The organism is Sphingopyxis bauzanensis (assembly GCF_002205675.1).
GTDB lineage: Bacteria > Pseudomonadota > Alphaproteobacteria > Sphingomonadales > Sphingomonadaceae > Sphingopyxis > Sphingopyxis bauzanensis.
In genome coordinates, this window is record NZ_NISK01000001.1 from 1,081,821 (window position 1) to 1,094,244 (window position 12,424).

A 12,424-nucleotide genomic window follows, 5' to 3' on the forward strand; every position below is an offset into this window, starting at 1 on the left:
CGCTTAGGCCGAGCCGCGCACCAGCAGTCGCAGCGCGAAGAAAGACCAAGCCCGTTATGGACCATGTTTTGTTACCATCATCGGGCCACGCCGCCGCGGTTGCCACCGACGCGCACATGGCCGAAGTGATCGAGCTGTTTCGCGGCAATCCTGACCTGCGCGCGCTGGCAGTGCTCGATGCGAACGCGCGCCCGATCGGCATCATCCGCGAACAGCGGGTGCGCGAATTGCTCTTCTGCCCCTTCTGGTTCTCGCTGATGCAGAATCCGACGATCGGCGGGTCAATCACGTCAATGATCGAAGCCTGCTCCACCGCCGATGTCTCGCGATCGACCACCGAACTGCTGCGCATCGCGGCAGAGGGGCGGGGGCGCGGCGAGTTGATCCTGGTCGACCGCGGCCGCTTCGTCGAGACGCTCGACAGCGGCCAGCTCGCCAAACTGGCGATGCTGCGCGACGTCGAACTGGCGCGGGAGGGCGCGGCGCGAGCGACAAAGGTCGACGACGCCGGGCGCCGGTTTCAGCAAGAGATTACGGCGCTTACCGCGGTGTTGTCCGACATGGCGCATCAGGTCGAAACTTTCTCTGCCACCCTGTCCGATCGCGCGCGGCAGACGGGGCGTGACGCGGTGACGGTGGCGGGGGCGACGGCGCAAACGCTGACGGGGCTGCACGACCTGGGCGACCGCGGTCGTGCGCTGGCGGCGACGATGGCAAAGATCGTCAACGATGACTCCCGCGCCCGCGCCATTCGCGGCGAGGCGCATCGCAAAGTCCAACAGGCGGGCGAACGGGCAGAGGCGCTCAAGACTGCCAGCCAGTCGATCGAACAGATGCTGGCGCTGATCATCGACATGGCAAGCCGCACCAACATGCTGGCGCTCAATGCCGGGATCGAGGCTGCACATGCGGGAGAGGCCGGACGCGGCTTTGCCGTTGTGGCGTCGGAGGTGAAGACGCTGGCCAGCCAGACCCGTGTCGCCGCAGGTGACATTGCGCAATATGTCGATCATATCCGCGACATTGTCGGTCAGGTGGCGGCCGGTTTTGGCGAGGTGGAACGCGCGATCGACGCCAATAATGGTTTCTCCGACGCGATCGACAGTGCGGTCGACGGGGAGAGCGCCACGACGCTCATGATTGCGAGCTATGTCGAACAGGCGGTCTCGGCAGGTCGTGAAATCGACCTGCGTGTCCAGGAAATCGGACACGGCGCCACCGCGGTCGGCGACGGTGCGCAGGCACTTGGCGAATTATCCGCGGGACTGTCGGAGGCAGCACGCTCGTTAGACCAGCGCGCGCGCCACTTCGTCGAAGCGGTCGCGGCCGCCTGAAATCCGGCGTCGCTGCAAAGACTTGCTCGCCTGCCCAGCCCTGATAGGATGACCCGGCGCCGGCGGCGTCCATGGCCACCGGTGGGGAGGAGGGTCATATGACGAATATGCAAAAAGGCTTGGCCGAGTTGATCGGCACATTCTGGCTTGTCTTCGGCGGCTGCGGCAGCGCGGTGCTGGCGGCGGCGTTTCCCGATGTCGGCATCGGATTGCTCGGCGTATCCCTCGCCTTCGGCCTGACCGTCGTCACCATGGCCTATGCGATCGGCCATATCTCCGGCTGCCACCTGAACCCCGCGGTTACCGTCGGGTTGTGGGCGGGCGGACGCTTCGACGCACGCGACATTCCGCTTTATGTCGGCGCGCAGGTGATCGGCGCGGTCATCGCGGCGTTCCTGCTGTTCTACATCGCCAGCGGCAATCCCGCTTATGATCTGGCGACCAACGGGCTCGCCGCCAACGGTTTTGATGCCGGGTCGCCGGGCGGCTACGACATTTGGTCGGCGTTCCTGATCGAAATCGTGCTCACCGCCTTCTTCCTGTGGATTATCATGGGATCGACCGACGGTCGCGCGCCCGCAGGTTTCGCGCCGCTCGCTATCGGCCTGGCGCTGACGCTGATCCACCTGATCTCGATCCCGGTCACCAACACCTCGGTCAACCCGGCGCGCAGCACCGGTCCGGCGCTGGTGGTCGGCGGGCTGGCGATCCAGCAATTGTGGCTGTTCTGGCTCGCCCCGCTGATCGGCGGCGCAGTGGGCGGTCTGCTCTACAAGACGCTGGGCGCCGACACCTTCCCGAAACCGAATATCGAAGGCGAATAATCGCCGGTCCGGCGGGGGCAGGGCGCCTCCGCCGGTCTACTTCAACAAATCGACCGCAAAGGCGCGGACCTCAGCGGCGATGTCGGGGCGTTGCAGGGCCACTGCGAGATTGGCCTGGATATACCCGGCCTTCGACCCGCAGTCGTAGCGCGCGCCATCAAAGGTCACGGCGTGGAACGGCTGGGTGCCGATCATCGTCGCCATCGCGTCGGTCAACTGGATCTCGCCGCCCGCACCCTTCTCCTGCCCCTCAAGCACGCGCATCACTTCGGGCTGGAGGATATAGCGGCCCGAGATGATCAGGTTCGACGGCGCCTCGGCCACCGAAGGTTTCTCGACCAGCCCCGTGACTTCGGTCAGCGAGCCGTCGCGCGCGCCGGGCGCGATCACGCCATAGGAGGACAGCTGGTCGCGCGGCACTTCGAGCACCGAGATCAGGTTGCCGCCGACTTGGGTGTACGCATCGACCATCTGCTTCATGCAGCCGGGCGATCCGTGCATGAACTCGTCGGGCAGGAAGATCGCAAAGGGTTCGTCGCCAACGATCGCGCGCGCGCACCAGATCGCGTGGCCGAGGCCCAGCGGCTCCTGCTGGCGGACATAGGCGCAGTTGCCGGGGCCAAGCCGTGTCGGCTCGAGCACTGACAGATCCTTGCCGCGTTCGGACATCGTCTTTTCCAGCTCGAACGCGATGTCGAAATGATCCTCGATCGCGCTCTTGCCGCGGCCGGTGACAAAGATCATCTGCTCGATCCCCGCCTCGCGGGCTTCGTCGACAGCGTACTGGATCAGCGGGCGATCGACGATCGGCAGCATCTCCTTCGGGATCGCCTTGGTTGCGGGCAAGAAACGGGTGCCGAGACCGGCGACGGGAAAGACAGCTTTGCGGATCGGTTTCATGGGCGGGGCCTTAGCCGCGATGAGCGCACAAGAAAAGCGGCGCGGCTGAGTTGATTCATCGGGTCGATTACGGTGTCACGATCACCACGACCCGGCGATTGTCCTGGCGGCCTTCTTCGGTGTCGTTGCTGGACATCGGCACGGCTTCGCCGCGGCCGATTATCTGGTCGGGGGTGAACTGCATCCCACCCGCTTGCATAGGCGCGGCGATGGCCTGCGCGCGCGCGTTAGACAGCGTGAGGTTATAGGCGGCGGTGCCCGTTGAATCGGTATGGCCTTCGACGCGCGCAGTCGTGATGCCGACCGAGACAAGTTTGCTCGCGATGTCGGTGATCCGCGCCTGTTGCTCGGCCGGGACGCTGCTTTCATCGGTCGAAAACAGCAGCCGTTCGGGCATGCTCAGTGCCCAGCCGGGGCCATCTTCGACAAAGCCTTCGGCCTTCAGGACGGCGACTTGTTCGGCGGTGAATCCCCTCTGCTGCGGCACGCTTTGGCAGGCGGCGAGCAGCGACGCGCAGACGATAAGAAGCAGGCTTCTGATGAGGTGGGGGAAAGTCTGTGTCACGGCGATACTCCGGTGGTCATACGCGGGAACGGTTGCTCAATTTGTCGGCGTACATGGCGGCGTCGGCGGCGGTAAGCAGCGCTGTCGCATCGCTTCCGTCGTCGGGATAAACGGCGCCGCCAACGCTGACCGACGCACGATAGGTTTCGCCGCCGGGCAGCACGATGGGTTGCGCGACGCAGGCCCGGATGTGCTTCGCCAGATCGCCGGGGACGGTGTCGGCGTCGAGCGGATCGACGATGACGATGAATTCGTCGCCGCCGATGCGCGCCGCGAAGTCGCCTTTGCGCAGCGTGTCCTTGATGCATGCCGACAGCGCGACCAGCACCGCGTCGCCCGCAGCGTGACCGAAACTGTCGTTCGCCACCTTGAAATTGTCCGCGTCGATAAACAGCAGGGCAAAGCGCTCGCCCCGCGCGTCGGCGGCGGCAATGCGCTGTGCGAGCTGCTCGTCGAAGGCATCGCGGTTCGGCATGGCGGTCAGCGTATCGTGCGAGGCGCGGTGGGCCAGCAACGCTCGCTCGCTCTCCATGTTTCCTTGCCAGCCCTGCAATTCGTCGAGCAACGCATTGATGTCGCCGCCCAGTCGGTCGAGCTCGGCAATCCCCAAAGGTTTGACGCGCTTGTCGAACCGGCGGTGCAGGCGCACGTCATGCGCGACGGTAGCAATCTCGTTGAGTGGCTTGACCAGCTCATATTCGAACCGCCGCGCCAGAAAGATCGTGCCGAGCGCGGTGATGAGCAGGCAACCGAGTCCGGCGAGCAACCCGATGCGGACATAGTCGATCAAGGTCGAGCTATCGCCCCACACCTCGATCGTGCCGATCGCCGATCCGTTGCGCTCAACGGTCACCGCGAAGGGGCGAGGGAAAAACATGCGGGTCAGCAGTGGCGCGGGGTCGGCCATCGGCGAGGTCCATTGGGTGAGCGGCTGGCCGCGATCATTGAGCACGCGCAGCCGGGCGATCCCGGGAATGCGGGTCAGCGGCTCTAACCCTTCGCGCGCCGCCTGCGGGTCATTGAACACTAGCGCGGGTTCGACGCCATAGGCGCCGAGTTGCGCGGCCAGTTCCATATTGCGATCGGCATATCCGCGCAGGGCCGACACGCCGGCGAGCAAAATGGTCAGGCCCGACAGCGCGACCGCGAACAGGGTAATGCCGAAATGAAAGCGCGACAGAAGCTTTTGCAGCGTCGTGCGCGCGCCAATCCGTTCGGGGGTCTGGCCCGTCATGTGGGGCCTCCGGCGCTGCGGCCGATGCTCAGCACCCGCGGGTCTATCCGCAGCGGACCGCGCCCGATGGCGTCGAGATTGACCGAAAAGCTGAGGCTCGCCGCGCGATTGCTCAGGCAGAACATGGCGCCATAGATACACGCCGCGTCGTCGTCGGTGATCGTCAGGATCGGACGGCCGCGGACCCACGCGATCAGTTGCCGCCGGTCGGCCATCGCCATGCGACCGAGGAACAGGATGTCGCAGTCGGAGCGGCCAGTCACCGTGGCCGCGCTCAACCGGCGCACCAGCACCGATCCGGCGCCGGGGACGTCGGGTGCCATGCGATTGGTCAGCCGCGGAGTCCCGATCACGCACATCACGCGCGCTGCATCGGGCGATTCGTCGGGCCAGCGCGCATAGCTGACGATACCGCCGACCATCCGGTTGACTGCGCGCGCCATGCCGTCTTCGCTGTCTTCAACAATCGTCTGGCTTGCCGCCTGAGCCGACATCTGGGGCGTCGTCAGCGACGCGCCAATCAGAAACAGTGATGCCAGCACTTTGCAGCGACCCCCACCTGCGCTTGACCCTAGTCTGCCCCAGCGCGGGGGCGTCCGCTAGTCAAAAGGATTGGAAAGTCAATGAAAAGTGACGTCATGCGGCCATTTGGCAACAGCTGGCGCACCGTGCTGCGGCTAACTATCCGGTGCGCAGCCGGTCGGCAAACCCCTTGCGCAGTTTCGCCAGCTTCGGCGGAATAACCGCCATGCAGTAAGGATTGCGCTGGCCTTCGCCATCCCAATAGGACTGATGGTAATCATCGGCCGGGTACCAGTCGGACACCGGCTCGATCGTGGTGACGACCGGCGTCGGCCAGTCGCCCTGCGCCCGTTCGATGCCCGCCCGTGCCGCGTCGCCCTGCGCGGCGTCGAGCGGAAACAGCGCACTGCGATATTGGGGGCCGACGTCGTTACCCTGGCGGTTGAGCGTCGTCGGGTCATGGGTGGCGAAATGGACGTCGAGCAGGTCATCATAGCTGATGACCGCTGGATCGAAGGTAATGCGGATCGCCTCAGCATGGCCGGTTTCGCCGCCGCACACCTGCTTGTAGGTCGGGTTGGCGACATGGCCGCCGATATAGCCGCTTTCGACCGTCTCGACGCCGGCGAGCGATTGGAACACCGCTTCGGTACACCAGAAGCAGCCTCCGGCAAAAATGGCGGTTTCTTGGGTCATGGCGTCGATCCTTGGACTGGAGAAGCGAATGCCCCCAAAATAGGAGGAGCGCGGCGCTATTCCAAGGGCGCCGGTGCGTTGATCAGCGGTGGGTGCAGCGGCTGGCCCGAAGCGCGCGCCGCTGCGATCAGCGCGGCCTCGGCTTCGAGCGCAGCGACACGGTCGCGCCAACCCGGATGGGATGCCGCCTGAAACATCGGACGGCCTTTGCGCTGACCGAACTTCTGCCAGAAACGGGCGGCCGCGCCGGGATCATAGTCGGCCCCCGCGAGCAGCCACACCGACAGCCGGTCGGCCTCGACTTCGGTCTGCTTGAACAGCCGCGCGCTGCGCCCAAACTGTTTGCCCAACCCGCGATCGACCCCCGCAGCATCAAGGCGCGCCCGGTGGCGCAGGATATTGTGCGCCAGCTCGTGCGCGATTGCCGCGGCCAACTCATCATCGTCCTGCGCAAATTGGACCAACCCCTGATTCACCAGCACCATCCGCCCATCGGCGACGGCCCCCGCTTTCTCGCTCGCCTCGACGCGAAAATCGCTGACGCAGCCAGCGATGGGGGTGAGGGTCAGCGCGCGCGCATCGCCGGTGTCGAGCCTGAGCGGAGCAGTGTGCGGGAGCGCCGCGAGCGATGTCTCAATTGCGGTAATCCGCGCGAAAGGATGTGCGTCCGCGCCATCGGGCACGGCGCCGCCTTGCATCCCGATGACAGCGACGCCGACACGCATCCCGACCGCAGCTGCGGGCGAGGTCGGCGCAATCGCCGCAATAAATGGGTCGTCGCGGTCCACCGCGCCATAGGCGGCGAGTGCTTCGGGCCGTCGTTCCGCATCATAAAGCCGCGGGTCGCCCCAGATCCAGCCGAACTGCGGCTGCTGCACCGGGCACCATGCGGCATTGGCGGTGGTCAGGCGAAATCCGATCGCCGCGACGCGTGCCTCCAGCGCCGCAAACGAAACATAGGGCGACGGATCGGCGGGCGTCGCGGCACCCGCTGGCACAGCGACCAGCAGCGACAGAGCGACAACGAGGGTGGAAGCATGATGCAGCATCGGTCCCGCTTAACAACGTGCGCCTGTCGCGGCCATGAATTTCCCGTTGGTCGCATTTGCCCGGCGCTTGCCTATCGAAGGCCAAGCGGCGATAGGGCGGAGCGATGACGCACGCCTCGACCTTGTCCTCTCCCGCCGCCCACCAACCCCGCCCCGCCGCGCTTGCGCGCTGGCTGTGGGCAGTCGCTTTGCTGGTGATCATCGTGGTCGGGGTCGGCGGGATCACGCGCCTGACCGAATCGGGGCTGTCGATCACGGAATGGCGGCCGGTCTCGGGCGTGCTGCCGCCGCTCAACGAGGCCGACTGGATCGCGGAATTCGAGAAATACAAGCAGATCCCCGAATATAAAGAGATCAACCTCGGCATGACGCTGGCGGGGTTCAAGGCGATCTTTTTCTGGGAATGGCTGCACCGCATCCTGGGGCGCGTGGTCGGCCTGGCGATGGTCGTGCCGCTGGCCTGGTACGCCTGGCGCCGCGCGATCCCGGCGGGTTATGGCGTGCGCCTGTTCGCGCTGACGTCGCTCGTCGGACTGCAAGGCGCGCTCGGGTGGTGGATGGTCGCGTCGGGACTGGAGTATCGCACCGATGTCAGCCATTTCCGCCTTGCGGCACATTTGTTGACCGCATTGTTCTTGCTTGCGGGCCTGGTCTGGACCGCGCGTGACCTTGATGCGCTGGCGCGGGATACGGGCGCGCGGCCGGCGCGGTTCACCCGGGGTGGCATCGCGGTCATCGCCATCCTGTTCATCCAGCTGTTGCTTGGCGCTTGGGTTGCCGGGTTGAACGCCGGGTTCGTCGCCAGCAGCTGGCCATTGATGAACGATCATTTCGTCCCCGAAGGCATCGACTGGGCTGGCGGCCCATGGTTGGCGCTGACCAATGATCCCTTCTTGATTCACTTCCTGCATCGCTGGTGGTCGTGGATCGCGGGGCTGGCGCTGTTGCTGTTCGCGCGCAGATTGTCGCGGTTCGGGGCCAAGCGGGAAGCCGGGCTGCTCGTCGCGGTGGTTGCGGTGCAGATGCTGCTGGGGATCTGGACTGTGGTGTCGGGCGTATCGATGTGGGTCGCCGTCGCGCATCAGGTGGTGGGCGCCATCCTCGTTGCTATCGCCGCCGCAGCGCTGCACCGGCTGGGCCGCGCCGCCGCATGATGCTGCTCGGCGGTTTCGGCAGCGCGCTGCTGCTGGTCGCTCTGCCCTTGCCCGCGCAAGGCGATGTCCCGGCACAGGCAGCCGCGGGGTCTCAATTTGCCCGCCGGTCGATCGGCCGATGACCTATCGCGTCACGACGCGCCGCATCGGCCGCGGCTATCAGCTGCGATCGGTCTTGCGACGGATCGACTCCGCGACGCCCCGCGGTTGCAGATCGACCATGTGTGGACCCTACCGCCGCCGGGCTAGTGATGCGGGAACGGTGACAGAGCTGGATTGCCGAGCCCAAGGGCGCGGGACGGACGCTCGTCGAAGTGCGGGTACGGGCGCTCGAGCCTGCTCCGTGAAGCATAGGGTATCATAATACCCGTCAGCAAAGCCGCGATCTGCTTGACTTTCCGCCCACTTGACGTCATTGGCCCGCTCCGAAGCGCCGCTGCGTCCATCATGGATTAGGCGGCGCGGTTTGTTTCGGGCCTTGGAGCATCGCTCCATCGCCCAGTCCCATCTGTCAAGGAGCGTGCCATGATGAAGGCGCTGACCAAGACGACCGTATCGGCGAACGCTGCCACGGTCGAAAAGAAATGGGTGCTGATCGACGCCGAGGGTCTCGTTGTGGGCCGCGTTGCATCGATCATCGCCAACATTCTGCGCGGCAAGCACAAGCCGTCGTTCACCCCCCACGTCGATTGCGGTGACAATGTCATCGTCATCAACGCGGAGAAGGTGGCGTTCACCGGCAAGAAATTGCAGGACAAGCGTTACTACAAGCACACCGGCTATGCCGGCGGCATCAAGGAAACCAGCCCGGCGAAGATCCTCGAAGGCCGTTTCCCCGAGCGCGTGCTCGAAAAGGCCATCGAACGCATGATCCCGCGTGGCCCGCTCGGCCGTCAGCAGATGCGCAACCTGCGCATTTTCGCCGGCAGCGAACATCCGCATGAAGGGCAGACCCCCGAAGTGATCGACGTCGCGTCGATGAACCGCAAGAATAAGGTGGGTGCATAATGGCTGACGAACAGACCATGACCGATCTCAAGGATCTCGGCGGCGCCGTTGAAGGCACTGTCGCAGCTCCGGTCTCGACCACGCCGCTGCGTGAGAAGATCGTCGACAAGCAGGGCCGCGCTTATGCGACCGGCCGCCGCAAAGACGCCGTAGCCCGCGTGTGGCTGAAGCCCGGCACGGGCAAGATCACGATCAACGGCCGCGACCAGGAAGTGTACTTTGCACGGCCGACGCTGCGCCTCGTGATCAACCAGCCTTTCGGTCTGACCGATCGCATCGGTAGCTATGACATTGTCGCCACCGTCAAGGGCGGCGGCCTGTCGGGCCAGGCGGGCGCCGTGTTGCACGGTATTTCGCAGGCGCTGACCCGTTTCGAACCCGCGCTGCGCGGCGTGGTAAAGTCGGCCGGCTTCCTGACCCGTGACAGCCGCACCGTCGAGCGTAAGAAGTACGGCAAGGCCAAGGCCCGCCGCAGCTTCCAGTTCTCGAAGCGTTAAACGACTTTCCTCGATCGACGGATCGGGAAACGGGAAGGGCGGTCCAGCGATGGGCCGCCCTTTTTGGTGTGCCAGGCATGGCGTTGATGTTGGAGGTGCAAGTCCTTTGCGGGCCGGCTGAACGGAACCGCTAGCCAATGGCAACTGCGTCGTCGCGAGGCGAGGTGGGGAGGAAGCCGGAGGCAAAGCTCGGAGCTGACGAACAGGAACCGGATATGAGGCCGGTGCGGTGGGGTAACTGGGCCATGGACCGGGACGCCCGATATTCAGACAGACACGCGCGCAGGTAAATCCGGCGGCGACCGAGTGAAGGATCAACGTCTTACCCTGGGAGATCTCCCAGCCTCTCCGGACGAACCGGAGTACGGCGGCAGCGATGTCGCAGGATGGGCTGGGAGAAGTCAGCAGAGGCCATAGTAGTCCGGGCGACCGGACGAAGGGCCGAATCTGGTAATCAAGGAGCAAGACTGGGTTCATTCGATGGGTGTGGAGCGGCAGCAAGGCAGCGGGAAGCAGCTGGATCTCTTCGATGAGATCTTGCAGGCATCGCTGCGCCACGGCGTATCTGGCAAAGGCGGAACCGGCGCTGGGACGTGCGAGGAGCGGCAATCACCTGCGGCATGGACCGAGCCCCTCGCCTTGACGCGTATGATGATGGAGCAGGTGGCGAGTTCGGCCAACCTGAACCAAGCCTATAAGCGGGTGAAAGCGAACAAGGGTGCGCCGGGGGTTGACGGGATGACCGTTGCCGACCTGCGTGGCTGGATCGCGGATAATCGCGAAAGGCTGATCGTCTCGCTGCTCGACGGCAGCTATCGTCCGCAGCCGGTCCGGGGGGTAGAAATCCCCAAGGCCGGAGGGAAAGGGATGCGCCAGTTGGGCATCCCGACGGTGGTGGACCGGTTGGTGCAACAGGCGATTCTGCAAGTCCTGGAACCGTTGCTCGACCCGGGCTTTTCGGGATCGAGCTACGGGTTCCGCCCGGGACGCAGCGCTCATGACGCGCTGCGTCAGGCCCGGGACTATGTGGCGGACGGGTATGGCACTGTCGTGGACCTCGACCTGGAGAAGTTCTTCGACCGGGTAAACCACGACATTCTGATGGCCCGTCTGTCCCGGCGCATTGGCGACACGCGATTGCTCGCCATCATCCGGCGCTTCTTGCAAGCGGGGATGCTGGTGTGCGGATTCCGAGGTCATCACGCGCAGTGTTCCGATTTGATCGTGCGCAGCATTCCGACGTGATCTCGCGCAGCATTCCGATTTGAAGCTGCGCACCATTCCGATTTGATCATGCGCAGCATTCCGATGCGATGCCGCGCAGGTGAGAATGTCAGAGCCTTGTCGATTAACGGCGCCTTCTTTGTGGAAGGAGCCGCTGATGCCGACGAGGAGGATGGATATGCGCCAAGTGCGCGAACTGATGAGACTGCACCGGGAAGCGGGGCTTGGGGTGCGCGAGAGGGCGCGGCGCGCTGGGATTGCTGAATCGACGATGCGCGAGATGGTGAAGCGGTTTGACCGCTCGGGTCTCGAATGGCCGCTGGCCGCGGATCTCGACAATGCGCAGCTTGAGGCGAAGCTTTACGGTGCGGCGGGGGTCAAGCCCGGGCGCCGCCGGCTTCCCGCGCCGGACTGGGCGGCGGTGCACCGCGAGTTGAAGCGCAAGCATGTGACCCTGCAGACTTTGTGGGAGGAATATATCGAGGCGCATCCCGACGGCTATCGTTACAGCCGGTATTGCGACCTGTACCGCGGGTGGGAAGGCCGTCTGCCGGTGACGATGCGCCAGACGCACCTGGCGGGCGACAAGCTGTATGTCGACTATGCGGGCGACAAGCTGGGTGTGGTCATCGATCGGCGGACGGGGGAAAGGCGCGCTGCGCACATCTTTGTCGCGGTGATGGGTGCATCGAGCCTGTCCTTTGCCTGTGCGACCTGGACGGAGACGCTGGCGGACTGGACCGACGCGCACGTCCAGGCCTTTGCCGCCTTTGGCGGCGCGCCGAGACTGCTGGTGCCCGACAATGCGAAGGTCGCGGTGATCAAGGCGTGTCTTTACGATCCGCAGGTCAATCGCAGCTATGCCGAGATGGCGCGCCATTACGGCACGACGTGCCTTCCGACGCGGCCGCGAAAGCCGCGGGACAAAGCCAAGGTCGAGGCGTGTGTCGGGATCGTCGAGCGGTGGCTGTTCGGGCGGCTGCGCAACCAGATATTTTACAGCCTTGCCGAGTTGAATGCCGCGATCGCAGCGCTGATCGCACGGCTCAACGACGAGCGCGTGCTGCGCCAGTTTGGTCGCACCCGTCGCCAGCTGTTCGAAGAGCTCGATGCGCCGCTGCTGACGCCGCTGCCGACTGAGCCTTACGTTCATGCCGAATGGCAAGCCAGGCGCGTGGGCCTCGATTATCATGTCGAGGTTGCACATCATTTTTACTCGGTGCCCCACCGCTATGCGCGCCAGCCGGTTGAAGCGCGACTGACGGCGCGGACGGTCGAGATCTTCATCCGCGGCGAGCGGATCGCGGTTCACATGCGCGGCAGCGGCAATGGCCGGCATACGACCTTGCCCGAGCACATGCCGTCATCGCATCGCCGCTTTGCCGACTGGACGCTCGCGAAGATCCTGACCGAATCT

13 protein-coding genes are annotated in these 12,424 nt (G+C 65.0%); 7 read left to right on the forward strand and 6 right to left on the reverse strand.

Annotation, left to right across the window (positions count from 1 at the left end; all coding sequences use genetic code 11):
* The first annotated feature begins 56 nt into the window (after positions 1-56).
* Together CDQ92_RS05290 and aqpZ are read left to right on the forward strand one after the other, a co-directional pair.
* A complete protein-coding gene (locus CDQ92_RS05290) occupies positions 57-1,334 on the forward strand; it encodes a methyl-accepting chemotaxis protein (RefSeq protein ID WP_229667004.1) in 1,278 nt (425 codons plus the stop codon).
* A 98-nt stretch (positions 1,335-1,432) separates the two neighbouring features.
* Complete coding sequence (gene aqpZ / locus CDQ92_RS05295; protein WP_088440594.1) at positions 1,433-2,158, forward strand: aquaporin Z; 726 nt, start codon at positions 1,433-1,435, stop codon at positions 2,156-2,158.
* 36 nt (positions 2,159-2,194) lie between these two features.
* Here aqpZ and galU read toward each other — a convergent pair whose 3' ends face one another.
* The 6 genes from galU to CDQ92_RS05325 all read right to left on the reverse strand — a co-directional run bounded on the left by galU (position 2,195) and on the right by CDQ92_RS05325 (position 7,124).
* Positions 2,195-3,058 carry a UTP--glucose-1-phosphate uridylyltransferase GalU gene (gene galU, locus CDQ92_RS05300; protein ID WP_088440274.1) on the reverse strand — a complete coding sequence of 288 codons (864 nt, stop codon included), beginning with the start codon at positions 3,056-3,058 and terminating at the stop codon, positions 2,195-2,197.
* 67 nt (positions 3,059-3,125) lie between these two features.
* Positions 3,126-3,623: an outer membrane lipoprotein YfiB gene (gene yfiB / locus CDQ92_RS05305; RefSeq protein ID WP_229667005.1), complete on the reverse strand. Its 498-nt coding sequence runs from the start codon at positions 3,621-3,623 to the stop codon at positions 3,126-3,128.
* 16 nt (positions 3,624-3,639) lie between these two features.
* The gene (dgcN, locus tag CDQ92_RS05310) at positions 3,640-4,857 is read right to left on the reverse strand and encodes a diguanylate cyclase DgcN/YfiN (RefSeq protein ID WP_088440275.1); all 1,218 of its coding nucleotides are present in this window, start codon (positions 4,855-4,857) and stop codon (positions 3,640-3,642) included.
* Positions 4,854-5,399 carry a regulatory sequestration protein YfiR gene (yfiR, locus tag CDQ92_RS05315; protein ID WP_088440276.1) on the reverse strand — a complete coding sequence of 182 codons (546 nt, stop codon included), beginning with the start codon at positions 5,397-5,399 and terminating at the stop codon, positions 4,854-4,856. Before yfiR ends, dgcN begins: the two co-directional genes overlap by 4 nt.
* Positions 5,400-5,538: 139 nt before the next feature.
* The gene (msrA, locus tag CDQ92_RS05320; RefSeq protein WP_088440277.1) at positions 5,539-6,075 is read right to left on the reverse strand and encodes a peptide-methionine (S)-S-oxide reductase MsrA; all 537 of its coding nucleotides are present in this window, start codon (positions 6,073-6,075) and stop codon (positions 5,539-5,541) included.
* A 56-nt stretch (positions 6,076-6,131) separates the two neighbouring features.
* A complete protein-coding gene (locus CDQ92_RS05325; RefSeq protein ID WP_088440278.1) occupies positions 6,132-7,124 on the reverse strand; it encodes a M48 family metallopeptidase in 993 nt (330 codons plus the stop codon).
* 104 nt (positions 7,125-7,228) lie between these two features.
* Here CDQ92_RS05325 and CDQ92_RS05330 point away from each other — a divergent pair, with 104 nt between their 5' ends.
* From CDQ92_RS05330 to istA, 5 genes are all read left to right on the forward strand, one after another.
* Positions 7,229-8,278, forward strand: coding sequence for a COX15/CtaA family protein (locus CDQ92_RS05330; protein ID WP_088440279.1), 1,050 nt, complete (start codon positions 7,229-7,231; stop codon positions 8,276-8,278).
* 528 nt (positions 8,279-8,806) lie between these two features.
* The gene (rplM, locus tag CDQ92_RS05335) at positions 8,807-9,286 is read left to right on the forward strand and encodes a 50S ribosomal protein L13 (protein WP_088440280.1); all 480 of its coding nucleotides are present in this window, start codon (positions 8,807-8,809) and stop codon (positions 9,284-9,286) included.
* Entirely contained in the window at positions 9,286-9,783 is a 498-nt protein-coding gene (gene rpsI / locus CDQ92_RS05340) for a 30S ribosomal protein S9 (RefSeq protein WP_088440281.1), read from the forward strand. The genes rplM and rpsI overlap by 1 nt, the downstream gene beginning before the upstream one ends.
* A gap of 480 nt (positions 9,784-10,263) precedes the next feature.
* A complete protein-coding gene (locus tag CDQ92_RS05345) occupies positions 10,264-11,028 on the forward strand; it encodes a reverse transcriptase domain-containing protein (protein WP_088440282.1) in 765 nt (254 codons plus the stop codon).
* Positions 11,029-11,185: 157 nt separating this feature from the next.
* On the forward strand, positions 11,186-12,424 hold a 1,239-nt coding region (gene istA, locus CDQ92_RS05350), incomplete at its 3' end, for an IS21 family transposase (protein WP_158213763.1).